This window comes from Embleya sp. NPDC025285, from assembly GCF_055558835.1.
The window spans coordinates 1-25117 of the sequence record NZ_JBVHLU010000052.1 but is presented as its reverse complement, the minus strand read 5'-3'; the positions used below and the strand labels follow the sequence as shown (position 1 = coordinate 25117).

The following is a 25117-nucleotide window of genomic DNA, read 5'->3' as shown; positions in this document are numbered from 1 at the left end:
GTACGGCGAAGACGACGACGGTGATGCGAGGAGGGGCGAGTCGATGACCGAGGAGTCGAATTCGGCCACGCCGATTTCCCTGGGGGCCACGACCGGTTCGCGCGAGTCCGAGAGTGCGGGCGTCGATGCGTTGGCGCGGGCGAACATGGCTGCGTTCGCGGCCGAGCTCGTCGAGCGTGGTTGCGCGGCCGAGGGGCTGGTCGACCTGGACGCGGCCGAGGAGGACGACGACGGGCGGGCCGAGTATCGGCTGTTCGTGGTTCGGCCGTACGAGGGCTACGAGCAGTGGATCGCCATACCCGGTGTGGAACTCGCGGTGGTTCGCGGCGCCGAGCCGGACGGACCCTGGTCGATCGAGTGCGAGGGCGATTCCTACGTGTGGGCCGACCTGGTGCAGGAACTGGCCGATGGAGCCGAAGGGTTGCGCGCCTTCGGCCGGAACGTCGCACTGCTGCGCGCCGAACTCGCCCGGCGCGGCCTGGCGTTGCGGGACGAGGAGGTGAACGTCGACGTGGATGCCTGCGGTGGACGCTACGAGGCGTTCACGCTGCGTACGCCGGCCGGGGTGGTCCGGCTCGGCGTCCCGGACCGGGAGGTGGGTCCGGGATCGCGCATGGAGCTGATGGTGGACGGACACGGGTACCTCTACGAGCAGGCGATCGAGGCGATCCTCGCCGCGGCGACACCGGCACCGTCGGCGTAGCGCCGGCGGGACCGAGCCCTCGGGCGGCACGGGCGGGCATCCACCTCCGCGCCGTGCGGCCGATCGGCCGCCGACGTCGGTCGGCGGCGCGTCGTCAGTGGTCCGGTGGTCGACTGCGCATCCGGGTCGTTGGCGCGTCCTCGATCCCTGCCGCCTCCGCGGCGGCGGCAACGAAGGAGGCGACCAGGCTTCGACGGTCGTCTTGCGCCCAGGCGACGACATCGGCCCGGCCGTCGCGGATGTGGTCGGCCCGGTCGGTGGACCCGCCGAAGATGATGTCCACCCGAGGCGCGTCGGGCCCGCGGGCGTAGGCGGCCGGTGCCATCGTGCGGATGCGCCTGGCCGACCTCGACGCCCTGAACGCGCCCTAACGGCGCCGGGGGGCGGGTATGCGCGATCATCGCCGGATGGACGCTCGTTTCCTCGGCATCGCCGAGCTGGTCGAACCCCCGTCCGTGGCGGTCGTGGTCGACGTCATGCGTGCTTTCACGGTGGCTGCCTGGGCTTTTGCCCAGGGGGCGGAAAGGATCGTGCTCGCCGAGTCACCGGCCGAAGCCCTGGCGCTCAAGGGTCGCCACCCGGATTGGGTGGCGCTCAAGGACGGCCCGCCGGCGCCCGGGTTCGACACCGTCAACTCGCCGGGCCTGCTGCGGTCCATCGACCTCGGCGGACGGACCGTTGTGCAGAAGACCACTGCAGGGACGGTCGGTGCCCTTGCGGTCAAGGAGGCGTCGCTGGTGCTGTGCGCGAGCTTCGTGGTGGCGGAGGCAACGGCTCGACTCCTGCGGACACACGAGTGTGAGAGTGTCACGTTCGTGGTCACCGGCGACGACGGGCAGGCCGACGAAGATCTGGCCTGCGCTCAATACATCGCTCGCAGGGCCACCGGGGCCGGCACGGACGCAGCCGAGTTCCTCCGCCGCGCCGGCGAGTCGCGCGCCGCCGCCGAGTTGACGGAGGGGGTGCGTGCGGGAGCCCATCCCGACGACGTCGCACTCTGTCTCGAACTCGACCGGTTCCCCTTCGCGATGGTGGCGACCTTGGAGGACTCGCTCATGGTCCTCCGTCCCCGTGCCGCGCCTTCGCCGACCGACGACGCTTCGATGCGATCGCCGGCGGTCCGACTCCCCCTGCGAGAGCCGTAACCCGGTCCCGTGCGCGGCGGCGGCAGCGGATGCGTGCGGGCCGGCCGTACGCGGATCGGGCTCGGTTGTCCCGCCGTGAGCAGGGCATCGAGCCTCGCCGCCCGGTCAGGCGGTTGGCTCCGGCGGCGCAACGCCCGCTTCGGCGGCAGGAATTCGGCGGTGCACGTCGTCGTACATGTCGAGCATCGCCATGCGGAAGATCTCGGCCTGGTGCGTGCCGATGAACGCGGTGTGCCCGAACACTTCCAAGGCGACGAGGCCGTGCATGTGCCCCCACGAGCTGAGGATGAGAGCGGCCGCGGCCGGCGGCAGATCTCCCAGACCGTCCGGTGGCAGGCCCTCCAGGTGTTTCCGGAGCGCGGGCGAGAGCGCGGGCGTGTCGGCGGCGCCCAGTTGTTCCGTGGTCAGCCCGGCGAACAGTTCCTGCTGGAAGATAGCGCTCATCCGGCGGACCGCCTGCGTGGTGGGGCCGTCGGCGGGCGCCCGGTAGTGCTGCAACGGGGCCCCGTAGATCAGTTGGAACCGTTCGGGATTGGCGATGGCCCATCGGCGGTAACCCTCGGCCGCCACCACCAGGCGCGGTACGGCCGTGTCGTGCGCGGCGTCGACCGTGGCTTGCACGGCGTCGGCCAGGTCGTCGTACGCCTTGGTGATCAGCGCGGTGACGAGGTCGTCCCGGCTCGGGAAGTAGTGGTAGAGCGCCTGCACGGTCATGCCGAGGCTCCGGGCGACCGCTCGTAGGGACAACGCGTGAGGTCCGTGTTCGGCGATGTGGCTCTCGGCGGCGCTCAGGATCTCCTGGACGGCGACGGCCCGGCGCCGCTGGCGCAGGGTGGGCACGGCCGCTGGGGCTTCTGCTGGAGGCATGCGACGACCGTACGACGAACCTTCGCGCACCGCACCAAAAATCGCACTCCGTGAAGAAAATCTAACACTGCCAAAGATTCTTGTACCTCACTAATGTCGTCCATGGAGACAGGGAAGGCGACATCGCATCCCGTCCCGAGAACGCGAAACACGTGGACGCGGAGGAGCGGTTTCTCCCGCCTCGTCGGCGCCGGCCCGGACGCCCGCTTCCGCTGCTCGGAAGGACGCCCGGCCCCACCCCCATCAGGTCGTTCCGACCTTTGTCGTGTCGTTTTCGCAGTGAGAGTGCAGAGGAGAAGTGCGTGTTCGACCGCATAGCCGAGCTGGTGGTTCGCCGGCCCAAGGCGGTACTCGTGGTCGCGGCCCTGGCCGTGGTCCTCATGGGCGTCGTGGGCTTCGGCGCGTTCGGCAAGCTGCTGGGCGGGGGCGGCTTCGACGATCCGGCCTCCGAGTCCACCCGTGCCGGGCGGGTCATCGACGAGAAGTTCGGCGGGGAGCCGAACCTGGTCCTGCTGGTCCGCCCCGCCGACGGCGGCGTCGACGGTCCCGCCGCGAAACAGAGCGGTCGAGCCCTGGTGGCGGACCTCCAGAAGGAACAGAAGCTCGACAACGTGATCTCGTACTGGGACACGGACAACCCGAACCTGCGCTCCAAGGACGGCCGCGAGGCCATCGTGCTCGCCCACGTGAAGGGCGACGACACGGAGCAGGGAAAGAACGTCAAGAGCATCGTCGACACCTACACCGGTCGGTACGGGGACGGGCTCACCGTCCGGGCCGGAGGGGCCACCGCCGTAGCCGACGAACTGGCGACACAGAGCGGCAAGGACCTCGTCCTGGCCGAGGCGATCGCCGTGCCGCTGACGCTCGTGCTGCTCCTGGTCGTCTTCGGGAGCGTGGTCGCGGCGCTGTTGCCGCTGGTGATCGGTACCGTCGCGGTCCTGGGCACGTTCGCCGTCCTCGCCGTCCTCGGCAGCGTCACCGACGTGTCGATCTTCGCGATCAACCTGACCACGGCTTTGGGCCTCGGACTGGGCATCGACTACGCGCTGTTGATGATCAGCCGGTTCCGCGAGCAACTCGCGTCGGGGGCCGAGGTGGACGACGCGGTCCGGCACACCGTGCGCACCGCGGGTCGCACCGTCACGTTCTCCGCCGCCACGGTCGCCGCCGCGCTCGGATCGCTGCTGGTGTTCCCGCAGTTCTTCCTCCGCTCGTTCGCGTACGCCGGCGTCGGGGTCATCATCGTCGCCGCGGTCGCCACCTTGTTCGTGATGCCCGCCCTCCTCGCCCTCCTGGGGCACAAGGTCGACAGCGGACGGATGCCGTGGGCGAAACTCGGGCGCACCGACGCCCGGGTGCCGCTGTGGGGCCGGATCGCCGGCACCGTCATGCGACGTCCCGCGCTCACCGCGATTCCGGTGCTCGCGGTGCTGCTGCTGGCCGCGAGCCCGCTCCTGGGGATCAGCTTCGGTACGGCCGACGAACGGGTGTTGTCCGAGGACGCGAAGACTCGTCAGGTCTCGACCGCGCTGCGGGAGAACTACAACGGCAACGACGCCGCGGCCGTGCACATCGTCATCGACGGGCCGGTGGGCGAGGCCCCGTTGGCCGCGTACGCTGCCGAACTGTCCAAGCACAGGGACGTCATCCGCGTCTCGGCCTCCACGGGAACCTACGTCGGCGGGCGCTCCACCGCGCCGGGGCCCGGCAATACTGCCCTGGGCCGCCCCGACGCCCAGCGCATCGACGTGGTGAGCGCACTGGCGCCGAAATCGGGCGCCGCCCAGGACCTGGTCGCCGAGGTGAGGTCGCTGCCGGCGCCGGCCGGGACACACCCCCTGGTCTCCGGATCCGACGCCGAACTGGTGGACTCCAAGGACTCCATCGCCGGCCGACTCCCGATCGCGGTGGCCCTGGTCGCCGTCACCACCTTCCTCCTCCTCTTCCTGTTCACCGGCAGTGTCGTGCAGCCGCTGCGCGCGCTGGTCCTGAACCTGATCAGCCTGGGAGCGGCCCTGGGCGCCATGACCTGGATCTTCCAGGACGGGCACATGGCCTCCCTGCTCGGCTTCACACCGCAGCCGATGGACACCTCGATGACCGTGCTGATGTTCTGCATCGCCTTCGGTCTCTCGATGGACTACGAGGTGTTCGTGCTCAGCCGGATCAAGGAACTCCACGATCTGGGCGAGGGGACCGAGTCCGCGGTGGTCAACGGCCTCGGGCACACGGGACGTATCGTCAGCGCGGCGGCCGCCCTGTTGGCGGTGAGCTTCTTCGCTTTCGGAACGGCCGAGATCAGCTTCATGCAGATGTTCGGCCTGGGCACCGGGCTGGCCATCCTGATCGACGCCATCGCGGTACGCGGCGTACTCGTGCCCGTCGCGATGCGGCTGCTCGGCCGTTCGGCCTGGTAGGCGCCGCGCCCGCTGCGGAAGTTCCACGACCGATTCGGGCTCGGCGAAGCCGGCCCGGCGCCGGTGGCCGCGACCTCGCCGGGGGCGGGGGCCGGCGCGCCCATGGAGAAGGACTCGGCGGCCGTCTGACCACGCGAGACCGCTGCCGTACCGTGCCCGCCTCCGCCGTCCTCGGAGGCGGGCACGCTCGTGCGGCTCGCGCTCGCCCGGCCGGCTCCGACGCCCGGGTGCTCACTCACCCGTGACGGGGAGGCACCGCACCAGGGTTCAGCAGGTCTTCCAGTTCGGCCGCGAAGAGCAGGGCGGGGTCGAACCGCATTCCGGTGAAGTGTCCGGCGAGTTCCAGGGACAGTACGCCGTGCAGCCGGGTCCAGAAGGCCAGGACCCGGCGGAGGACGGCGGATGACGCGGGATGGTCGCCCGCCCAGTGCCGATGATCGTCGAGGTGCGCGTCGAGCGGCGTCGCACGGGTGTCCGGCGGCAGCGCGGTGCAGGCGTCGAGCAGAGTCACCAGGATCTCGTCCGCGATGGCGGTGACGTCCTCGGGCGCGTGGTAGCCGGGGACGGGCGTGCCGTAGATGAGGAAGTACCGCTGAGGGTCGGCCAGAGCCCATCCGCGCAGGGCGTGGGCCGGCGCGGCCAGGTCACCACCGGAATGGGCGGCCGCGCGGAGGGTGTCGGCGAGGCTTCGGTACGCGTCCGTGATGAGTTCCGTGATCAGCTCGTCGCGGCCGGCGTAGTACCGGTAGAGCGCCGGTCCGCTCACGCCCATCTGCTTGGCGATCGCGTTGAGGGAGAGCGCGGATGCCCCCGCCGAGGCGATCTGCTCCCACGCGTGTTGCTTGATCTCCGCGCGCACCTGGGCGCGATAGCGCTCGCGCGGGGTCGCCGTGCCGCTGTCCGCCATGCCGCCGTACCTCTCCCTGAGCCAATCTGCTACATATTCAAGTTCTGGTTAGAAGATATCACCCAGGCGGTTGACGTCGATCGTGCACGAAAGTTATAACTCATAACGAACGGCAAATCATCTAAGTGAGCGTGGTGGTGCGGGTCCTTGGGATCCGTACGTCCGGCCACTCGCATCCGAGGAGAGCGTCATGTCGGCTCCATCGAACGTCGTGTCGGCCTCGCCGACGTCCCCCGAGAACGCGGCGCCGCGGAACGCGGTGGCCCGGCGCATTACGCGGGCGGTGACCGTCTCCGCGTGGGCGGTTCCGGTTATGGTCCTGGGTCAGTTCGCGCTGATCGCCGGCGTGCCGGTCATGGTGGCCCTGGTCGGCGCCCTGACTCGGGTTCGCGACCGGGCGGTGCGGGCGGGAGCCGTAATCGTGACCGTCGCGTTCGCGATCCCGCTCACCGTGTGGATGGTGCGGCCCGACGGCGCGCAGAGCCTGTCCAAGGACATCCATCCGGCGTTCGTCGGCCTGATCGTCGCCGCCTCCGCGGCACTGATCTTCACGCTCCACCGCGCCCGCCGACGTTGAGCGCTGCAACAGGCAGCGAAGCCCGTCCCGCCGGCGCACCGAACACGCGGGCCGAGGTACGGGAAGGCATCGGCCGGTGGATCGAGAACCCGGTCTGGTCGCCGGACGGGACCCGTCTGTTCGGAACCGACGCGATCTGCGTGGACGCCGGTACCCGTGAGGTGGGCTGGTACGTGCCCGCCTCGATGGCCGCGCTCCGTCCGGACGGGTCGCGCGTCGCCGCCGTGTCCAGGGACGGCTTGTCCTTCCTCGACGTGGCCGCCGGCCGGAGCGGAGCCGGCCCCTTTGCCGAGATCGAAGCCGGCCGCTTCGATCTCGGCACCGCCTGTTCCCTGCGCTGGGCAGCCGGGCGTCCGAACCGACTCGCGGTGCCGACGCGCGGCTCGGACACGGCCGCGCCCGCCGTGCACGTCGTCGACACGGATGGGCACCGGCAACAACGGCGAGATCCGCACACGGGCCTGGCAGATGTCGGCGTGCCGATCAGCTGCCGGACAGGCGGAGGTCCCCCGACCAGGTCTCGCACCGGACACGACCGGAGCCGAAAGTGATCTCCAGTGCGAGCCGCCCGGTGTACGGGTCTCGCTGTTCGTCGATTGCCGATATGGTCTCGCCGAGGTGCTCCGCGAACGGGGTCTCGCCACCGATCGGTGCCACCTCGACGCGGCCGACCTCCCGCATGTCGTATGCCGCGAAGGGGGGCGACGTCTCCACGATCAGGCACCAGTCCGAGCCGGTCGTGATGTGGGTGGCGACGCCTTCGCTGTCGAGCAGCCACACGTCCAGCGGGCCGGACGGAGCCTCCGCGCCGTACAGGTGCCAGGAAGCGAGCACTTGCTCGAGACGCCGCCCCACCAGGTACTCGGGACGCACACCGACCCCGTGCAACGGACACTCGCTCGACCTCGTCGACTTCACCCGGCGACCGTACCGTCAGGAAAACCCGCCGTTGCCCTCATGCCCTCATGGGGGGACCGGCCTCAGCCGCGGAAGGACTCCTTGCGCTCCGGGTCGGCCTCGGTCAGGGCCTTGGTGACCGCTTCGATGCCGGCGCGCAGGCCGTAGACGGGGGTATCGGGCTGCTGGCGCCAGGAGTCGTCGAGGCCGCCCGCGTCCACGGAGTCGAAGCCGAGCTCGTCGACCAGGGCTCGGACGACGTTCTTGGCCGACTCGTCGTCGCCCGCTACCGGCAGGGCCATGCGGTCGGGCCGTCCGGCCGGGAGGGGCCTTTCCAGGAGGTCCTGGGCGTAGGTGCCGTTGAAGGCTTTGATCACCGGGTGTCCGAGCTGCTTCTCGACCCAGCGGCTCTCGGTCAGACCCTCGTCCTCGATGGCGGCGATCCGGCCGTCGCGCTGCCGCGGGTAGTAGTTGTTGGTGTCGATCACGGTGAAGCCCTCGGCGGCTTCGTCGAGGAGGCCGGCCGGTAGGTCGGGCACGTTCTTCAGCGGGACGGTGACCACGACGATTTCGGCGTCTCGGGCCGCCTCGGCCACGGTGACGGGGGTGGCGCCGGTCTCCTCGGCGAGGGCCGTCAGCGTCTCGGGGCCGCGGGAGTTGGCCACGGACACCTCGTGTCCGAGGGAGGCGAGCCGACGCGTCAGGTTGCCGCCGATGTTGCCGGCGCCGATGATGCCGATCTTCATGAACGCTCCAGTGCGTGCGGTATCGAGTGTCGCGCATGCCGGAACCCCACGAGACGACATCGCATTCCCCGGCGGACCGGATGCGCGACACGAACGCGGCGCCGGGATCGTCGGCGTGGGCGCGCTGTTCACCGCGCCCGCAGGACACTGCGCAACGTCGCCGGACAGACCCGAATTCACCGAGTGCGCGATCGTGCGCCACTGTGGCCCGGCCAGGACGCCGATCCGTGTGATCAGCTCTTGGGCGGGCCGCGGTCGCGTCCGTCGGGCGGGCCTGGGCGGCCGGTGTCACGCTGCGCGCGATGTGTCGGCGGACGGCGTCGGCCCACCCCGATGCGCTCGCCGAATCCGCGCGGACTCGCGGTCGTGGCTGCGTCCGTCCACCCGGCGCTTGCGGACGCGCCAGGGCTCCGCTGATTCGTCAGGGCCGGCTCACTCGTCCTGGCCGGGCGCGACGACATCCCTGTCGGGCGCGATGACGTGGCCGCGTGGGAGACGGCCCGTCGGCGCGATCGGCTGCGTAGCCGAGGCGGGAGACCCGTGCCCGCCGCCCGGGGGACGGCAGCCCCGCGGCTCACGAGGCCCATGAATGCGTCGGCGACGGCCGTCCTCACCTTTGAGGAGGATCATGGTGGTGGGGGCCGAACCTACAGGAGGTAGGTCATGGGACAGGCACGTGAGGCCATGGACCGGCTCACCGAGGCGATGACGAAGTCCAAGGACGTCAAGTCCATCGCGGACTGTTTCGCGGAAGACGCCGTGGCCACGACGCCGGAAGGCAATTTCCGCGGCCGTGACGCGATCGCGGAGTACATGGTCGAGTTCGCCGTCGCCGTACCGGATGGTGAGTTCGAATATGAACACGAGTACGAAGTGGGTGATACCGCAATCGACGAAGGGTGGTTCCACGGGACCAACACCGGCCCGCTGAAGCTCCCCGACGGCGAGATGCTTCCGGCGACCGGCAAACCGGTCCGCATCCACGGCTGCGACGCCGGGACGGTCGAGGACGGACGGATCGTCGACTATCGGCTGTACTTCGACCAGTTGGCGTTCCTCGATCAACTGGGGTTGGCGCCCGCGACCGCGGGTTGATCCGGCAGCGCGCGCCGGCGGCCCGGGCCGCGCTCGGGCGTTCGACGCGCGAGGGGGCGGCACGGGCGCAGGGCACGCCCGGTCGCGGTTCGGGCGCGCCGGAGGCACGGCTGCTTGCGCCCACGCACCGCTGTGCCTCGACCGTCCGCGGCTACGTGCGGACACTCGGTGTGACCGCGTGCTCGGTACCGTGCCCGTGCCCGTGCCCGTGTCCTGCCCGTGCCCGCGCACATCCGCGTCCGCGTGCGCGCCCGTAGCTCCGACGGGTCCGCCCGGCTTACTCGACGGATCCCGCAGCCCCGGTCCTCATGCCTCGCCCTCCTCCACGGCCCCCGGGTCGCCGTCACCCGGACCGGGTGGACGTACAGCGGTGCCGAGGATGTGAGTGGCGGCGGGCGTCGGGATCCGGGTGTTCGGGAACGCGAAGCGGTCCATTTCGGTGACGGTGAAGCCGGCCCGGCGAATCGCGGCCTCGGTGTCGCGTGCGGTATGACAGCCACCGCACAGCAGCGGCCACACGGTCGCGTCCACAACGCGTTGCACCCGCCGCATCCGCGCACCGCCCGCTTGGACGTGTTCGAAGAACCGCAGTTGCCCGCCCGGCCGCAGCACCCGGAACCCCTCCCGAAGCGCCGCATGCGGGTCCGGCACCGAACACAGCGTCAGACAGAACACGACCGCGTCGAACGACTCGTCCTGGAACGGCAATTCGTCGGCCAAGCCGCCCCCGACGTCGACCGGGACCGCGCCGGCTCGGGCGGCCTCGACCGCAAGCGCCCGCAGCCGCGGCTCCGGCTCGACCGCCGCGACCCGTGCCACCGACGGCGGGTAGTGCTCGAAGTTCGCACCATGCCCCGCGCCGATCTCCAGCACCTCACCGGTCAGGCCGGCCAACAACCGCCTGCGGTGCTCACCGACCCCCGCCTTCTCCAGACCCGGACCGGCCACCTTCGCGTAGAACCGCGCGAACACCGGTCTGCGCACCGACCTCGCCGACGCCTTGGTCTCGTACACGATCGACCACCACCTTCCCGGCCGCCGCCGTCCGGCCGCTATCCTTGATGTGGGAGGGAGTACATAGTGAACTCTATTCACGATAACGCCGGAAAGGCCACGGCGGATGTGTCCCTGGACCGGCTGTTCGAACTCGCCGAAGTCCTGGGCAGTTTGATGACCCACGGCATCGACGCCCACGGCCTCACCGCCGCCCGAGCGCGCCTCCTGTGGGTCCTGCTCCACCACGGCCCGATGACCCAACGCGCCCTCGCCGACGCCCTCGGCGTGACTCCGCGCAACGTCACCGGCCTCCTCGACGCCCTCGAAACCGACGGCCACGTCGAACGCGTGCCCCACCCCACCGACCGCCGCGCCACGATGGTCCGGCTCACCGACCACGGCACCGCCGTCGTCACCCACCTGCGCGAAGGCCGCGACGTCATGGCCGCCGCCCTGTTCGCGGACATCCCCGAGGCTCACCTGGCAGGGTTCACGGCGACCATCGCCACGGTCACCGCCCGCCTACGCGGCACCACACCCGCGCCGGGATGCGACGGCGTGCCCGCCCCTCAACCTCCGCAGTGAACAGCGGATTCACCGCTACATGACGCACGGTCGGTGTCCCGCGCAACCGCAGCGCCGCGACGGTGTCCGGCGGGTGCGGCGTAGGCATTCGCGGGATCACCGCCATGACGGAGGTGTCGGCGTCCGCGAAGCCGGGCTGGTACGCCGGCTCGCCGGGTGTGAGCGCGGCCGGCGCCGCCATGTGGCCGCCCGCCGAACTCCCGGACGGGACAGCCTGGCGGCGATGCTGACCACCCTGCCGGCGAACGTGACCGGCCCGGGCCGGTCACGGATGCTCGCGTACGTCGAACTCCGCTCCGAGGCGGCCCGCAAGCCGTGGCCGGCCGTACTCCTGGACGAGATCGCCGCCGCCGACTTCGAGTCCTTCGCGCAAGCCTCGCGATCGACCGGGCTGCCGGTGACGCGGGAGCGCGCGACCGTGCTCACCCTGGCCTGCACGGCGCCATCCCGCACCTGCCGGCCGGTGGGCGGGAGATCCTGGCCGCAGCCGGGCTGGACGACCCGGACCGATTCGTCGCAGACCTGGTGGTCGCGGTCTTCGGGACGAGGCGACGGCCGTCACGCGCACACGATGACCGCCTTTGTACGCCCCGGCATCCCCGAAACGCAGAGATGCGGTGACCGGCAGGTCGTCGAGCGCCGGGCCCCGGCCGGTCCTGTTGCCCATGGCGGACTGCTCGTCGAACCGGCCGCGCCGCGCGCGGTATCGGAGCCAGGTGCTTGACCCTCACGTGGCGTCATGCCGCATTGTCGGTGGCGTGGAAGAGCACCTGACCGTGGGACGTGTGGCCGAGCTGGCCGGCGTGAGCGTCCGCACGCTGCATCACTATGACGAGATCGACCTCGTGCGGCCGTCCGCGCGTACCGCGGCCGGGTACCGGGCCTACTCGGCGGGCGACGTGGAGCGGTTGCGGGAGGTGCTCGCCTATCGGCGGCTGGGCTTCGGACTGCGCGAGATCGCGGATCTGGTCGACGACCCGACCACCGACGCGGTTGCCCATCTGCACCGGCTGCGCGGCCTGTTGTCGGAGCAGCGCGACCGCGCCGCCGCCATGGTGACGGCCATAGACAGGGAACTGGAGGCACGGGCAATGGGGATCAGGACGACGCCCGAGGAACAACTGAAAGTGTTCGGCGCGCAGTTGTACGAAGCCATCGGGTCCGCCTACCCGGCGACGCGGCGCACCGAGCCGCGAATCGCCGAGAGGGTGTGGGATGCGCTCGGGGACGCACGGACGGTGCTGAACGTCGGTGCCGGCACCGGCTCCTACGAACCTCCCGACCGCGACGTCACGGCGGTGGAACCGTCGGCGGTCATGCGGGCCCAGCGTCCCGCGGGCGCGGCGCCGTGCGTGACCGCCAGTGCAGAGAACCTCCCGTTCGAGGACCAGTCCTTCGACGCCGCGATGGCGTTCAGCACCGTTCATCACTGGCACGACCCGATCGCCGGGCTGCGCGAGATGCGCCGCGTGGCCCGCCGCGTGGTGGTGTTCACGCACGACGCCAGTGACACCGGCTGGCTTCACCGGTTCTGGCTCACCCGCGACTACCTGCCCGAGGTCGCCGGCCTGGTCGCCGACCGGCCATCGGTGGTCGAGTTGGCCAAAGTGATCGGGGCCCGCCTGGAGCCGGTGCTCATCCCGTGGGACTGTGCCGACGGCTTCTTCGAGGCGTACTGGCGCCGCCCCGAGGCGTACCTGGAGGAACACGTGCGCCGCGCGATATCGGTATGGACCAGAGTCGGGCCGGAGGCCGAGCAGCGGGCGGTGGACAGACTCCGCGACGACCTTTCCTCGGGCCGGTGGGTCGAACGCAACCGCGAACTCGTCGCCCTCGACGCGGCGGAGCTCGGCCTGCGCCTCCTCGTAGCCTGAACCATCCTGCGTGAGAACGCCCATCGTGCGTGAGAACGCCGCAGGGAGCCGGCCCGCCGGAAACGGTGGACGTTGTCGCGGCGTCAAGGCAAACCCGACCCGTGCTCGGGACCTGCCCTGATGAGGCGCACCCGTGCGTGCCCTGATGCCGCCGGCGGGTCGAACCGACCGGTCCGTGCTCGACCTGTACGGCGCGGCCTCCGGCGTCGCGTGCATCTCGGCACAAGGCGTAGCGGGCCGCACACGATCGAGGGCAGGTCCGTATGGGACCGCCCTCGATCGGGTATCAGCGGCGGGTTTCCACCTTCAGGTCGCCGCGGATCAGCGTGCGTGCCACGTCACCGGCGAACATCTCGTGCGGGAAGCCGAGTTCGATCGCGCCGGCCTCGTCGAGGCGGGCCGGTTGGGCCGTGATGAAGTCGACCTCCAAGGCGCCCGGATTGCCCTCCAGTTGCGCGGGCGTTCGGGCGCCGATGGTTGGTGGCGTCACGCCCGGGTTCCGCAGGGTCCAGGCCAGTCCGACCTGGGCAGGTGTGCGGCCCAGTTCCGTGGCGACCTCCTTCACGACGTCCACGATGGCGAGATTGCGTTCGGTGAGCGCCCCGTTGGCGATGGTGAGGCTCTTGCGGGTGCCGTCGCCGGATGCGGTGTTCGCCCCGGTCAGGTCGTCGCGGCTGTACTTGCCGGTGAGTCGTTCCCGGTGGTTGCGAGCCGGTGGAGGGAGTGCGCCTGCGAGGCTTCGGGCTCCTGGGTGGCGCGAACTCGCCCATGGGTACGGTGCCGCGCGGTGCAGGGCCGGAGTGGATCGGGGGTGGTGGTTCAGCCGCCCAGTGTGATCGCGGCTGCGATCGCCGGGCCGAAGGCGCCGCCGAGCTGGTAGCAGAGGTTGAACAGGCCTATCGCGGTGGGGCGTTGGGTGGTCGGCGCAGCTGCGGTCGCGTACACCGCGAGCGTGGCCTGGCCCGCGCCCGCGGTGAAGACGGCCAGTGTCGCGGCCAACAGGAGCAGCGGCGCCCACGGGGTCAGAGCGGCGGTGAGCGGAGCGAGCGCGCCGACGGTGAGCAGGATGGTCAGGACCCGGGGGCGACTCATCCGAGCCGACACCGCAGCCAGCAGCATGGCGAGTGCCGAACCGGTGAGGAGAGCGGCCAACTGGCTCGTGCCGATGGTGGAGGCCGACCAGTCGGTGCGGTCGCGCAGCAACTGCGGAACGGTGAAGAGCAGCGTGAAGTACGAGGTCGCGAAGGCGCAGGCGAGCGCGGCGGAGAGGACGAAGGCGCGGGTGCGCAGCAGTGCCGCCGGTACGAAGCCCGTGGGGTTGGACCTGGTGTGCAGGGCCAGCAGCGCGCCCGTTGCCAGTGAGGCGGCGACCGCGGGGATCGGGTAGCGCGGAATGAGTACCAGGGCCGTCGCGGTCAGGACCAGCAGGGCGGCGCCCCGACCGTCGAACAGGGTGCTGCGCCGCGGTGTGGACAGGTCGGCGCGGCGCATGACCGCCGGCAGGGCGAGGAGGGCGAGCGTGCCGACGGCCATGGACAGTCGCCACGAGGCGATGTCCGCGATGGTCGAGCCGAGCAGCGGGCCGACCGCCCCCAGCGTTCCGAAGCCTGCCGTGATCACGCCCATCCGGCGGACCGAGCCCGCCAGGCTCATCGCCGCGGTGACCAGGCCCGCGCCGCCTGCGGCCTGGGCCGCCCGGCCCGCCATGGCCACCGGCAGCCAGGGTGCCGCGGCGAGGACCGCGGTGCCGGTCACGATCAGGGCGGCGCTCAGCTTGAGCGTGGTGCCCAGGCCGCGGCGGCGCAGCAGGTTGGCCATCAGCGGGGTGCCGACCGCCATGGCCCAGGCGAAGACGGTGACGAGCCAGGTCGCGGTGGCCGTACGGACGCCGAGCGAGTCGGCCGTGTCGGGAAGGATCAGGACCGGGCTGTTGGCGCTTGCGGCGATCGGGGTGGCCAGCAACGCAAGCCACATGACCGGTACTCGACGCGAAGCGGGCGCGGCGGCCGACGACGTGACGGACGGCCGGATCGGGGTGGAGGCGAGGGGCTTCGTCGGTGCGGTGTGGCGGGGGCCGGGACGGGTTTGGGCGTGCGGGGACACGGCAGCCTCCGGAAAGCGGAGTGGTCGGCAGGGGTGGTCGGCGGTTGTCGGCGGGGGAGCGGCGGTGAAGTCGGGAGAGCGATTCGGGCGGCGCACCGCTCGGATCCGACAATCTCAATAGCTACATACAAGCATTCGACTCTCCCAGGGTCAAGTATCTCGAATCTAAGAGAGTTATTACTGGTAGAGTTCCTATCGAGAGAGTCCGTACCGAGAGAGTCTGTGTCGAGAGGCGTGACGACGATGAGCGATGCCGTGGACGCGATCATCGGTCAGTGGGCCGAGGAGCGCCCCGACGTGGTGGATGAGCTCTGGACGGTGCAGCTCTTCGGGCGCATCCAGCGGCTGGCCCTGGTGGTCGAGAAGTCGGTCAAGGCAAGCGCCGTCAAACACGGCTTGGATGTCGGCGAGTTCGACGTCCTCACCACGCTGCAGCGCTCCGGACCGCCGTACGCCCTCACTGCCGGGACCTTCCTCAAGGCGTCCATGGTGTCCTCCGGCACGATCACCAACCGCATCGACAAGATGGAGGCCAAGGGCCTGGTGGAACGCGTGCGCGACGGGGAGGACCGGCGCACCGTCAAGATCCACCTCACCGAGCGCGGGCACGAGGTCACCCGGGCTCTGTTCGCCGACCATCTGGCGAGCTACGCGCGGCTGCTCGCGGACGTGGACCGTGACGTGGTCGAGAACTCCGCCGACAGCCTCCGTCGGGTGCTCGAAGCTCTCGGCGACACCAGCATCAAGTGACGGCCGCCCGGGCGGTCGCTCCCGGCGCCCCCGGACGGCCCACGGCCACCTAATCGACCGTCCCGCGTGCGCCTTTCCGTGCCGCGCCCCGCATGTCCTTCGAGCGCCGACCCATCCGGTGTCCCCGCCCCCGCCCCTGTCCCCGGCGACAACGGGCCGGACGCGCGGCAGCGCCGCACGATCCTGATCGCCGTGTGCGTCGCGCTGATGGCGGTGATCGCCTCGGTCTCCGGGCTCAACGTGGCCCAGCCCGACTTGGCCGTCGAGTTCGACGCGTCCCAGGGCACCATCCTGTGGATCATCGACATCTACACCCTGAGCCTGGCCGCGCTCCTGCAGCCGCTCGGTGCCGTCGGCGACCGCCTGGGCCGCAAACCCACGCTGGTGGCCGGCCTGATCCTCTTCGGCCTCGCCGGCGCCGCGGCCGGGCGGGGGTCGCCGTCGGTCTCGCCGGGCGCCGCCGTGCGCGGTATCGCACCGGCCGGCGGCACGTCGAGTCGCAGATCGCGGCCGATCATCCGCACGATGCGCCGAGCCCCTCGGCGGCGACCCGACCACGGTGAACGCGCTTGCCGGTCAGACCTGTTCCGCCTCGCCCCGGGCACGAAGCGTCCGCGCGTCGAACACTCTTCGCGCTGTCGTCCCCCGGGGTGCGAAGGAGTCTCGTCTTGTGCGTGATACTAATACCGGTATAAGAATTGGATTCCGCACGTGAGACATGGAGACGCAGGACATGGTGGAGATCAAGACCGATACGGACCTGGACGCGATGCGGGAAGCCGGGCGGGTGGTGGCCCACGCCCTCGCCGCCGCCCGGGAAGCCGCCGGCGTCGGGGTGTCCCTGCGGGAACTGGACGAAGCGGCCCGCGCCGTCCTGAGCGAAGCCGGGGCACGCTCACCCTTCCTCGGCTACCTGCCCTCCTTCGCCCCCACCCCATTCCCCGCGGTGATCTGCACGTCGGTCAACGACGCCATCGTGCACGGCATCCCCACCGACTACCGCCTGCGGGACGGTGACCTGGTCGGCGTCGACTGCGGAGCGGAACTCGACGGCTGGACCGGCGACGCCGCCATCAGCTTCACCGTCGGCACCCCACGACCCGCCGACGTGGACCTGATCAACGCCACCCAGCGCGCTCTCGACGCCGGCATCGCCGCGGCCAAAGTCGGCAACCGCATCGGCGACATCTCCCACGCCATCGGCAACGTCGCCCGATCGGCACGCTGCGGCATGCCCACCGACTTCGGCGGTCACGGCATCGGCCGCCGCATGCACGAAGACCCCGACGTCCCCAATCGAGGACGCGCCCGCCGCGGCTTCCCCCTCCGCCACGGCCTGACCCTCGCCATCGAACCCATGCTCATGGCCGGCGGACACAACGACTATCGCGTCGGCCCCGACGGCTGGACCCTGTACACCGTTGACGGCAGCCGTGCGGCCCACATCGAGCACACGGTCGCCATCACGGAAGAGGGCCCCCGCATTCTGACCCTGCCCTGATCATCCGGACGGCGCGCCGTCCCGGCAGCGCACCGTCCCGGCAGCGCACCGTCCCGGCGCATTCCTCTCGCCGGCAGACCCGCGTGTTCGATACGAACCCACGGGAGAATTCAACTCTCTTGCGTCCAGGCGAGCTTGATCCGATACTCGCGGATACGCCAGCCCGCCGGCGTTCGTGCCGCGATGCAGCTCAATCGCAGACCGCTGGTCAGATGTGGCGCCTGGCCGTCGCGGTGGAAGTACACGAGCGAGCTTGCCGACGCGACCGCCCGGTCGCCGTCGACATCGACCAGGATGTCGGTGGTCATGTGCTGGGTGAGTTCCCCCTCGACCTCGGCCCGGCGCATGTAGTCGACGACCTTGTCGAGGCCCTGGAGTTCGCCTCCGTGCGGCGAGTGCACCGCCACGTCGTCGGCGAACACGGTGCCGGCATCCTCCCACCGCCTCTCGTCGAGCAGGCGCGCGAGACGGATGAGCAGGTCGGCGATCTCGTTGCGGTCGTCGATCGGAGTGTTCGGGGACATGGCATTCCTCTTTCGTTGGCGTGTCCAACATTGGCGTCGCCAACTATATCCGAATCCATTGGCGCCGCCAACGATTTGTACAGGCTGTCGTGAACCCGGCGAACCGGCTCGACGCAGGGGTCTGCACTGCCGTCGCGGGCCGATGGGCGATGGGCCGATGCGGCCGACGGTGGTGGGCGTACAGGCCCTGCCGGCCGCCGACGCGTCCGCCGCCCGTCGGGTCCCGTCGGCCCCGAGCGCGGTCCCGCGCGGCTGGAGGTCAGGCGAGTACCGCCGCCGGCAGCGCGGCGGTATCGGCGATCAGTGGTTCGTCCGCGGGTGCGGCGGAATCGTGCTTGGTGGACAGGACCGCCATGACGATGGGTCCCCGGCCGGGCGGCCAGGTGACGGCCACGTCATTGGTGGTGCCGTACCCGCCGGTGCCGGTCTTGTCCCCGACGATCCAGTCCTTGGGCAGTCCTGCCCGCAGGCGGTTGCCGCCGGTGGTGTTGGCGAGCAGCCAGCCGGTCAGCCGCTCGCGGTCCTGCGCGTCGAGGGCGTTTCCCAGGGCGAGCCGGGCGTACGTCCGGCCGATCGCGCGGGGGCTCGACGTATCGGTCGCCCGGCCCGGCTCCGCCGAGTTCAGGGCGGGCTCCCATCGGTCGAGCCGGGTCACCTCGTCCCCGATCGAACGGCAGAAGCGGGTGACCGCGCTCGGTCCGCCGAGTTCGCGCAACAGGAGATTCGCCGCGGTGTTGTCGCTGTGGTCGATGGCGGCCGCGCACAGGTTCGCGACGGTCATGCCGTCGGCGAGGTTCTCGGGCAAACCCGTGATCGGCGCGTAGCCCGACTCCGTGACGTCCTTCCGTGTGTACCGGATGCGCCGGGCGAGGTACTCGCCGTCCCGGTCGAGGTCCCTCAGGACCGCGGCCACGGCGATCGTCTTGAACGTCGAACACATCGGGAACAACTCGCGCGCGCGGTGGTGCACGGTCCTGCCCGTGACCGTGTCCCACGCGAAGACCCCCAGCCGTGCGGAATGCGCCTCCTCGAGGGCACGCAACCGCCCGACGATCCGCTCGTTGTCGTCCGTGCCCTGTGCGAAGGCCCTTCCGCCGACGGGGAGAACGAGGCCGAGAGTTGCTGCGGCGACCCCGCCGAGTACCCCACGCCGACTCGGACGCAGTTCCATGGCCACTTCTTCCCTCGGTTCGTGCGGCGCCGTCGGGCATGCGGACGCTCCCGTGCGGGCCGTCCAAACCCATTCGTGCCTATTGCGGATGCGAGTTCACCCGAGACGGTTCCCACCCGCCGACCTGCCACCCGCGCCATGCGTCGACCCATGCGTCGGGGACCACGGTGTGCAACGCGGTGTGCAACGCCGTGCGGATCCTCGGGACGAGCGCCAAGCCGCGTGCTTTCGCACCCCCGACACCAAGGACGGTTCCCAGGGCCGGAACCGCCGTGCGAGCGGCACGACACGAGCGACGGCCGACCGCCCGGCGTGGCCAGGACCGCTCGTCCGCGTCCGAATCCGCGCCGTCGTGAAGCCCTCCGGCGCAGGCGGACGCCGGGATTCGGAGCAGCCCGCGGAGCATCGCCGCGGTGCGTTCCGAGTTCCGGCCCCTGAGGCCCACCTCCACCGCCCCACCTGGACCGCGCCGCTCAGGCCCGCGCCACCGACTGGGGGAAGGTGAACACCTGGTCCGGGTCGTAGTGTCGGGACACCGCCTTCAGCCGCGACAGGTTTTCGCCGTAGTAGGCCGTACCCCAGTCGGGCAGGTTCGCGTCGATGTAGTTGACGTACGCGCCCGACGCGCCCAGCGCTTCGAGGCCGTCCCGGACGGCGTCCACCGCGGCTGTCGCCTCCTCCTTGCCGGCCGGTGTGGTGCTCGCGTAGATCTGTGCGGTGGCGAGGGCCGAGCGGTGTGGAAAGGCCGTTGCGTCGGGGGCGATCCGCGAGACGGCGCCGCCCATCGCGTCCAGCAGCAGGTCCATCCCGGTACGCCCGGCCATCAACCGCACCACCCCCTGCGCGTCCAGCGGAGCGGTCAGCACCCGGGAGACGGCGACGAAGGCCGCTCGCGGCAGCCGCCCGCCCTCGAAGGTCGGATGGCACTGCGCGATGGTGTCGTTCGCGCAGCCGGCCATGTACTTCATCGTGTCCAGATAGCTCCTGCCCTGCACGGTGCGCGAGCTCGGTTGGGTCGACGCGGCGGCGATCAGCCGGTCCAGGAGCGGATTCAGCCCGCCCTCCGCTCCGACGTAGCACCCGCCCACCCGACAGGTCGGTGGTGTACCGCCGGACACCACACAGTTCGACCACAGCTCCGGCGGCGCGTCCGAGACCCACTCCTGCCAGGCCCCGATCACCGACGCGGCCGAACCGGCCGGGAAGCGCAGCGAGAAGACGGTGAGCTCGGGCGCCGGCTCGGTGCTGAAGGTGAACCGGGTGACCACGCCGAAGTTGCCGCCGCCTCCGCCGCGCAGCGCCCAGTACAGGTCCGGCTCGGAGCACTCGGAGACGGTGAGCACCCGCGAGTCGGCGGTGACCACCTCCGCCGAGACCAGCCGATCGCAGGTGAGTCCGTACTTGCGGGTCAACACCCCGATCCCGCCGCCCAGGGCCAGTCCGCTGACCCCCACCGTCGGACACGAGCCGGCCGGCATCAGCCGCCCGGCCTCCGCCAGCGCCGCGTACACCTCGATCAGCCGGGCTCCCGACCCGACTCGCACGGTGCCGTCCGCCTGCACCTGGACCTGCGCCATCGGCCGCAGGTCCATCACCAGCCCGCCGTCGGGCACGCTGTACCCGAGGTAACTGTGCCCTCCGCTGCGCGCGGCGATCGGCACCCCGTGCCCACGGGCCGCATCCAGGCAACTCTGAACATCCGCCGCAGAGGTGCACTGGGCCACCGCCGCCGGAAGTTGATCGTCGTACAGTTCGTTGTATCCGAGGCGGGCCACGCCGTACGCCTGGTCCTCCGGCAACAGCAACCGCCCATCGAGCCGCGCCTTCAACGCGGCCCAGTCCGGGGGTTCGGCCACGGACCCGGGCACCCGCTGCCCTGCGATGCTCCGCAACGGCCGGGCGTCGTACGCCGGCAACACCGGCATCCCGCTCCGCGCCTTCGCTGCGGCCGCAGGCCCCGTCACCGCCAGCGCACCCCCGACACCCAGAGCGGTCAGAAACCCCCGTCGATCGATCGTCATACGCTCACATCTCCCGGCGACCCGTGCGCACCGCGCGTCGGCTACGCGGCGCTGCATCGCTGCCATCCTGACCCGGGGACCGGTCGACGGCGGGTCGGACTACGCTCCGGCGCGCCGGATTACACCCATCGGTGGATGCGAGTCGGGCCTCGGCGACTGCGGCCGGCCACCCTGGGAGGGGTGCGGGTGGGCGCCGGGTATCGCACTCAGTCCCCGGACCAACCCCAGAACGCGATCCAGGCGGGCTCCCCGTCGTGGTGGAGGACCACACAGCTACCGCTCCACCGCTCGAGTTCGTTGTCCGGCATGCCGACCCGCTCGTAGTCCACGCGCGTCGGCCGCTCCGTCCCGAACACGGCCAGTGTTTCGGCGGGTGTCAAACGGGCGGAAGGCACAGGACCGGTTGGCTGCTGCGGCGTCGACGATCACGGCGTCGACGTCGAGGATCGAATGCGTGCCACAGGTACCCAGGAATTCGCCGTACGTCTCGTCGCCGCCCAAAGCGTCGAACTCCGCGAGCGTTTCGGGTACCGGCAACCCCCACTCGGCCGGGCTGTGGAACTCACCGGCTTCGAAGACCTGTTCCCGAAGTTCTCGAAGGGCCGCCGACAAGTCGGTCCGATACGGCACGACGTGACTCCAACCCGAAGCTCCCACGAATCCCCCTCGATACCGGCGGCACGGTCACACGCGCCGACGGAACCGTACGGATGGGGTCCGACACTTGCGGGGGCCGCACCCCGGGGACGGGGACGGTCACGGGCGCGTTCGGGCACGGCGGGACGCCGGTCACGGGTCCGCGGCGGAGAGGACACCCGTGCCCGAACCCACGCGCCTACGCCATCCGGGCCAGGAGACCACCGTCAGGGATCGTCGGAGCGTCGCGGGAAGAACTACGACTCGCCGCGGATCCTGGTCGAGGCGATCGAGGCCGCGGCGATGGTCCTGGCGGCGGTCTGGGTGGACGAGCCGGAGTTCAGGCTGGGAAGGGACGGCTGGTTGAGCGCGTGAACGACGAACTCGTAGGTGTTCACCGTCGAGGGTGAACAGGGTCCCTGGTAGCCGTAGAGGCTCGCGCTTCCCCGGTAGTAGATCTGCCTGGCTCCCGCGGGGACCGAGGGGCGGTAGGCGTGGTCGACGTTCTGGGGGAGGGAGGTCGTGTTCGCCGGGATGTCGTAGATGACCCAGTGGATGAGGTTGGCGTTGTCGAGATCGCGCATGACGATCGCGTAGCTCTTGGCGGCGGCCGGGGCACCGGACCAGGTCAGGGGCGGGGACTCGTTCTTCTTGGCGGGGTCGTTGCCGCCCCCGCTGGTGCACTCGTGGATCTTGGGGATGAAGCCGCCGTCGACGAAGGCGGCGCTGGACAGGGCGAACGCGCTCCGATCCGCCGACGACGCCGGTGCGGTCGACGAAGCGGTGGCGGGTGAAACGCTGACGACCCAGGTGATGAGCAGTGCGCACAGCACAATTCGTGTGCTTCTCACTGGAGGCTCCCGAGGATGTCTGTGGTCCCTGTGGTCCGTCCATGGGGTAGGCGGGGATACGGGGCGAGTCGCAGTGGCGAGGTCGGAGTGACACCAGCGGGAGTGGGGCCACGCGTCGCACGCGTGCGGTCGAATCAGCGTATGCACGCCGGATTCCGGCGGCCAATGCCACTTTCTCTGCGAACGATGCACTTTTCTCTCACGAACGACGGGTGTGCTGACCGGTGTTCGGTGACGGCGGCATCGAACCCGGTCGACCCGACGACGGGCAGGGCCGGATGGCCGACACGCCCCCGATGTGTCGGCGGGCCGCCGGTCAGCGGCTCCGGGGCTGTTCGGGCGCGGTGGACGTGCGGGTTTCGGCGCCGGCGTTGCTCCCGAGGGATGCGACACGGGTCTTCAGGGCTGCCACGGCCGGCTCGGGGTGTTCGGCGTAGAAGCGGAAGGCGCGGGCCTGGGCGGGTTTGCCGAGAGGGCGTCGGTACGGGACGGGCGCGGTGAGTTCGACGGTGATCGTGGTCTGGCTCGCCACCGCCAGGTCCGCGAGACCGTTGTCGTCGACGGTGGCCAACCTGCCTTCGGGGAACCTCCGTTCGAGGCGGACGGAGGCGATGTGGTCGGCGGGGATGTGGATGTCGAGGAGGGCTCCGTAGCGCAGACGCAGGGAACCGTCCGGGCCGATCACGTGGGGGCGGACCACGCACGAGGCGTGCAGGGCGACGATGAAGTAGCAGCCCCAGATATCCACGACCAGGGTGACGGCGTGCACGACCGGCCACGGAATCAGGAACGCGAGGGCCAGGGTCTCGACGACGGAGACGAAGAAGAAGCAGTACACGAAAGCCGTTTGACCGGGGGCGTACGCGACGGGCAGGTCGCCGTCGCGGACCCCGTGCGGGCCGCGACGGGTCGCCCAGCGCAGGAAGCTGGTGGAGAGGAACAACTCGTGGGCGGTGAGCCTGCGTACGGGCGCCGGAACGGTGTCGGCGATCGCGGCGAGGAAGGCGGGGCGGCGTGCGAGCCCGGCACGCCGGTGGCGGCGGTGGTCGAGGGCAAGCAGGACGGATGCCGCCACGACGATGGTGAGCGTCGCCGCCGCCGTGGCGGCCCGGGCGGTCGAAGGGACCCGTACGCCGCCGACCAGACACAGGATCACCGTGAACTCCCCGGGGAGGAGCGCGACGAAGGACCAACGCACGATCTTCCTCGGCCCCTTCATCCGGCACGCTCCCGGAGCAGCACGATGGCGCGGCGAATGGCCGCCGCCTGGGCGGGGGAGTGATCCTCGAAGAAAGCGTCCAGGAAACCGCTTTCGTCTTTCGCCACGCCCCGGTCCGGGATGCCCATCGCACGCAGCGCCGCGTCCGGGATGCTCTCGGCGACGGCCCGGGCGGTCTGCTCCACCCGCGGGTCGTCCTCGGCGGCGTCGGCCAGTTCGTCCAGTCGGGCGTAGACGTCGTACGCGCGCCGCATCGCCTCCGGGTCGGCGCCGAGGGTGTGTACGAGGGCGTCGAGCCAGCCTCGGTCGCCGTCCGGTGATCCGGTCTCCAAGAGGGCGAGTAGTTGCCGCTCCTTGGCGGCCATCGCCGGCTCCGGACCGGGGAGCAGCGCGGAGGTGCGGGCCATGTCCTCGAAGACGGCCGCGAGTTCGGGGGATACGGGGGCCTCGGCGGGCAATCGTCCGGTGCGCTCGGCCTGTTCGAGCAGTTGGCGCAGGCGGGCGCGGCGCTGCCGGATGGCGTCCTCCTGGCGGGCCAGGTCGACGTCCAGCTCGGTGAGGATTTCCACGAGATCCCGGCCCGCGTCGTTCGCCAACACGTCCTTGACCTCGTCCAGGCTCAGGCCGAGCTCGGTCAGTCGGCGCAGCCGGGCCAGTTCGGCGGCATCGCGTAGGGAGTACTCGCGATACCCGTTGGGCTGCCGGGGTGGCTCGGGCAGCAGGCCGATGCGGTGGTAGTGGCGCACGGCGCGCGTGGTGACGCCGGCGATGGCGGCCAGTTCTCCGATTCGCATGCCACCAGTAGAAACGTTGACGCTACGACAAGGTCAAGTTGTCGGCCCGCGAGTCGGTCGTGCCTGGCATCGCACCTCGCGCGCGGTGTGTGGACACCCCGCCATGTTCGCCATCGGCCCGGCGACCTCACGTCCGCACCGCCCGCCGCCGCCGTGTACGCGGACGCGACGGCGTCACCCCCGGTGTCGGGCCGGCAGCGGACCGATACCGCAGGCGAACGCGCGAAGTACGGCCTGTTGCACTGCCCGCGGGCCGCCCTTGCCGGGGCGAGCCGGCCCCGCCCGCCCCGCTCGGCGGGACCGGCCGGCGCGTCCGAGGGCCCGCCCGCCCCGGCGATTTCCGGCCCGCCGCCCAGGACGCGGCGGGCCCTCGACCGACGGCGCGCCGTCCGTTCGACCGTCTGCGGCTCGATACAGGCGGCACGCGAAACTCGTCGGCGTCCCCGGCGCCGCGAACGGGTCGTGGCCGTCGACCAGCGGGGTGGGAGAGCCGTGCATGCTCAGGCGCGCGGCCTGCTCCGCGTCGACCACCTCGCGGCGCACGACGTCGACGTCGTCCCGTCCGGTCAGAGCCTCGACCACCCTCGCCTCGATGACCGGAGCGTTCGGGCAACTCTGCACCGTCAGCACGTCGACCCGCATCGGGGGACCTCCACGTTGTTTGCTCTGTCATCGAGGCTGGTGCCGCGCCCGGCAACGTTTGCCGTTGTCCGGGCGCGGCACCAGGAGCACAAG

The 25117-nt window shown here is 71.0% G+C and carries 27 protein-coding genes and 1 pseudogene; 12 read left to right on the top strand and 16 right to left on the bottom strand.

The window, feature by feature from the left end:
• Positions 1 to 43 precede the first annotated feature (43 nt).
• Positions 44 to 703 carry a hypothetical protein gene (locus ACZ4FV_RS30025; protein WP_465323759.1) on the top strand — a complete coding sequence of 220 codons (660 nt, stop codon included), beginning with the start codon at positions 44 to 46 and terminating at the stop codon, positions 701 to 703.
• A 94-nt stretch (positions 704 to 797) separates the two neighbouring features.
• On the opposite strand, the gene ACZ4FV_RS30020 is transcribed toward ACZ4FV_RS30025, so the two are convergent.
• The gene (locus ACZ4FV_RS30020) at positions 798 to 1028 is read right to left on the bottom strand and encodes a hypothetical protein (protein ID WP_395860398.1); all 231 of its coding nucleotides are present in this window, start codon (positions 1026 to 1028) and stop codon (positions 798 to 800) included.
• Positions 1029 to 1110: 82 nt separating this feature from the next.
• On the opposite strand from ACZ4FV_RS30020, the gene ACZ4FV_RS30015 reads away from it, so the two are divergent.
• Positions 1111 to 1848 (top strand): 2-phosphosulfolactate phosphatase, encoded by a 738-nt coding sequence (locus tag ACZ4FV_RS30015; RefSeq protein WP_465323758.1) that lies wholly within the window; start codon positions 1111 to 1113, stop codon positions 1846 to 1848.
• A gap of 105 nt (positions 1849 to 1953) precedes the next feature.
• On the opposite strand, the gene ACZ4FV_RS30010 is transcribed toward ACZ4FV_RS30015, so the two are convergent.
• Positions 1954 to 2715, bottom strand: a complete 762-nt coding sequence (locus ACZ4FV_RS30010) for a TetR/AcrR family transcriptional regulator (RefSeq protein ID WP_465323757.1) — start codon at positions 2713 to 2715, stop codon at positions 1954 to 1956.
• Between the two features lie 302 nt (positions 2716 to 3017).
• On the opposite strand from ACZ4FV_RS30010, the pseudogene ACZ4FV_RS30005 reads away from it, so the two are divergent.
• A pseudogene (locus ACZ4FV_RS30005) lies at positions 3018 to 5264 on the top strand (MMPL family transporter).
• Positions 5265 to 5370: 106 nt separating this feature from the next.
• On the opposite strand, the gene ACZ4FV_RS30000 reads toward ACZ4FV_RS30005, so the two are convergent.
• Positions 5371 to 6042: a TetR/AcrR family transcriptional regulator gene (locus tag ACZ4FV_RS30000; protein ID WP_395860393.1), complete on the bottom strand. Its 672-nt coding sequence runs from the start codon at positions 6040 to 6042 to the stop codon at positions 5371 to 5373.
• Positions 6043 to 6232: 190 nt separating this feature from the next.
• On the opposite strand from ACZ4FV_RS30000, the gene ACZ4FV_RS29995 reads away from it, so the two are divergent.
• A complete protein-coding gene (locus ACZ4FV_RS29995; RefSeq protein WP_465323756.1) occupies positions 6233 to 6619 on the top strand; it encodes a hypothetical protein in 387 nt (128 codons plus the stop codon).
• A 483-nt stretch (positions 6620 to 7102) separates the two neighbouring features.
• Here the strand turns inward: ACZ4FV_RS29995 and ACZ4FV_RS29990 are convergent, their stop codons facing one another.
• Together ACZ4FV_RS29990 and ACZ4FV_RS29985 are read right to left on the bottom strand one after the other, a co-directional pair.
• Positions 7103 to 7537, bottom strand: a complete 435-nt coding sequence (locus tag ACZ4FV_RS29990; RefSeq protein ID WP_395860390.1) for a hypothetical protein — start codon at positions 7535 to 7537, stop codon at positions 7103 to 7105.
• A 62-nt stretch (positions 7538 to 7599) separates the two neighbouring features.
• The gene (locus ACZ4FV_RS29985) at positions 7600 to 8262 is read right to left on the bottom strand and encodes an NADPH-dependent F420 reductase (protein ID WP_465323755.1); all 663 of its coding nucleotides are present in this window, start codon (positions 8260 to 8262) and stop codon (positions 7600 to 7602) included.
• Between the two features lie 663 nt (positions 8263 to 8925).
• Between ACZ4FV_RS29985 and ACZ4FV_RS29980 the strand changes: the two genes are divergently transcribed.
• On the top strand, positions 8926 to 9357 hold the full coding sequence (locus tag ACZ4FV_RS29980; protein ID WP_395860387.1) for an ester cyclase: 432 nt from the start codon (positions 8926 to 8928) through the stop codon (positions 9355 to 9357).
• Positions 9358 to 9663: 306 nt separating this feature from the next.
• Here ACZ4FV_RS29980 and ACZ4FV_RS29975 read toward each other — a convergent pair whose 3' ends face one another.
• A complete protein-coding gene (locus ACZ4FV_RS29975; RefSeq protein WP_402233789.1) occupies positions 9664 to 10374 on the bottom strand; it encodes a class I SAM-dependent methyltransferase in 711 nt (236 codons plus the stop codon).
• A 63-nt stretch (positions 10375 to 10437) separates the two neighbouring features.
• Between ACZ4FV_RS29975 and ACZ4FV_RS29970 the strand changes: the two genes are divergently transcribed.
• The 4 genes from ACZ4FV_RS29970 to ACZ4FV_RS29955 all read left to right on the top strand — a co-directional run bounded on the left by ACZ4FV_RS29970 (position 10438) and on the right by ACZ4FV_RS29955 (position 12812).
• Complete coding sequence (locus tag ACZ4FV_RS29970; RefSeq protein ID WP_395860385.1) at positions 10438 to 10938, top strand: MarR family winged helix-turn-helix transcriptional regulator; 501 nt, start codon at positions 10438 to 10440, stop codon at positions 10936 to 10938.
• A 104-nt stretch (positions 10939 to 11042) separates the two neighbouring features.
• A complete protein-coding gene (locus tag ACZ4FV_RS29965) occupies positions 11043 to 11168 on the top strand; it encodes a hypothetical protein (protein ID WP_402233547.1) in 126 nt (41 codons plus the stop codon).
• Positions 11162 to 11662: a hypothetical protein gene (locus ACZ4FV_RS29960; RefSeq protein ID WP_465323754.1), complete on the top strand. Its 501-nt coding sequence runs from the start codon at positions 11162 to 11164 to the stop codon at positions 11660 to 11662. Before ACZ4FV_RS29965 ends, ACZ4FV_RS29960 begins: the two co-directional genes overlap by 7 nt.
• 61 nt (positions 11663 to 11723) lie before the next feature.
• Positions 11724 to 12812, top strand: a complete 1089-nt coding sequence (locus ACZ4FV_RS29955) for a MerR family transcriptional regulator (protein WP_465323772.1) — start codon at positions 11724 to 11726, stop codon at positions 12810 to 12812.
• Between the two features lie 286 nt (positions 12813 to 13098).
• On the opposite strand, the gene ACZ4FV_RS29950 is transcribed toward ACZ4FV_RS29955, so the two are convergent.
• Positions 13099 to 13476 carry an aldo/keto reductase gene (locus tag ACZ4FV_RS29950; RefSeq protein ID WP_465323771.1) on the bottom strand — a complete coding sequence of 126 codons (378 nt, stop codon included), beginning with the start codon at positions 13474 to 13476 and terminating at the stop codon, positions 13099 to 13101.
• 155 nt (positions 13477 to 13631) lie between these two features.
• Complete coding sequence (locus ACZ4FV_RS29945) at positions 13632 to 14786, bottom strand: MFS transporter (protein ID WP_402233544.1); 1155 nt, start codon at positions 14784 to 14786, stop codon at positions 13632 to 13634.
• Positions 14787 to 15158: 372 nt separating this feature from the next.
• Between ACZ4FV_RS29945 and ACZ4FV_RS29940 the strand changes: the two genes are divergently transcribed.
• The 3 genes from ACZ4FV_RS29940 (at position 15159) to map (ending at position 17166) form a co-directional block, all read left to right on the top strand.
• The gene (locus ACZ4FV_RS29940; RefSeq protein ID WP_395860375.1) at positions 15159 to 15665 is read left to right on the top strand and encodes a MarR family winged helix-turn-helix transcriptional regulator; all 507 of its coding nucleotides are present in this window, start codon (positions 15159 to 15161) and stop codon (positions 15663 to 15665) included.
• A gap of 192 nt (positions 15666 to 15857) precedes the next feature.
• A complete protein-coding gene (locus ACZ4FV_RS29935) occupies positions 15858 to 16343 on the top strand; it encodes an MFS transporter (RefSeq protein WP_395860373.1) in 486 nt (161 codons plus the stop codon).
• A 55-nt stretch (positions 16344 to 16398) separates the two neighbouring features.
• Positions 16399 to 17166, top strand: coding sequence for a type I methionyl aminopeptidase (gene map, locus ACZ4FV_RS29930; protein WP_402233785.1), 768 nt, complete (start codon positions 16399 to 16401; stop codon positions 17164 to 17166).
• Between the two features lie 110 nt (positions 17167 to 17276).
• Here the strand turns inward: map and ACZ4FV_RS29925 are convergent, their stop codons facing one another.
• The 8 genes from ACZ4FV_RS29925 to ACZ4FV_RS29890 form a co-directional block, all read right to left on the bottom strand.
• Positions 17277 to 17690 (bottom strand): nuclear transport factor 2 family protein, encoded by a 414-nt coding sequence (locus ACZ4FV_RS29925; protein ID WP_465323753.1) that lies wholly within the window; start codon positions 17688 to 17690, stop codon positions 17277 to 17279.
• A gap of 259 nt (positions 17691 to 17949) precedes the next feature.
• Entirely contained in the window at positions 17950 to 18861 is a 912-nt protein-coding gene (gene bla, locus ACZ4FV_RS29920; RefSeq protein WP_465323752.1) for a class A beta-lactamase, read from the bottom strand.
• A 473-nt stretch (positions 18862 to 19334) separates the two neighbouring features.
• On the bottom strand, positions 19335 to 20882 hold the full coding sequence (locus ACZ4FV_RS29915; RefSeq protein ID WP_465323751.1) for an FAD-binding oxidoreductase: 1548 nt from the start codon (positions 20880 to 20882) through the stop codon (positions 19335 to 19337).
• Between the two features lie 206 nt (positions 20883 to 21088).
• A complete protein-coding gene (locus ACZ4FV_RS29910) occupies positions 21089 to 21262 on the bottom strand; it encodes a hypothetical protein (protein WP_465323750.1) in 174 nt (57 codons plus the stop codon).
• A 513-nt stretch (positions 21263 to 21775) separates the two neighbouring features.
• A complete protein-coding gene (locus ACZ4FV_RS29905) occupies positions 21776 to 22369 on the bottom strand; it encodes a YbhB/YbcL family Raf kinase inhibitor-like protein (protein WP_395860363.1) in 594 nt (197 codons plus the stop codon).
• Positions 22370 to 22685: 316 nt separating this feature from the next.
• Positions 22686 to 23588: a hypothetical protein gene (locus tag ACZ4FV_RS29900; protein ID WP_465323749.1), complete on the bottom strand. Its 903-nt coding sequence runs from the start codon at positions 23586 to 23588 to the stop codon at positions 22686 to 22688.
• The gene (locus ACZ4FV_RS29895) at positions 23585 to 24382 is read right to left on the bottom strand and encodes a MerR family transcriptional regulator (protein WP_402233532.1); all 798 of its coding nucleotides are present in this window, start codon (positions 24380 to 24382) and stop codon (positions 23585 to 23587) included. The genes ACZ4FV_RS29900 and ACZ4FV_RS29895 overlap by 4 nt, the downstream gene beginning before the upstream one ends.
• 174 nt (positions 24383 to 24556) lie before the next feature.
• Positions 24557 to 25024, bottom strand: coding sequence for a hypothetical protein (locus ACZ4FV_RS29890; protein ID WP_395860357.1), 468 nt, complete (start codon positions 25022 to 25024; stop codon positions 24557 to 24559).
• Positions 25025 to 25117: the final 93 nt, after the last annotated feature.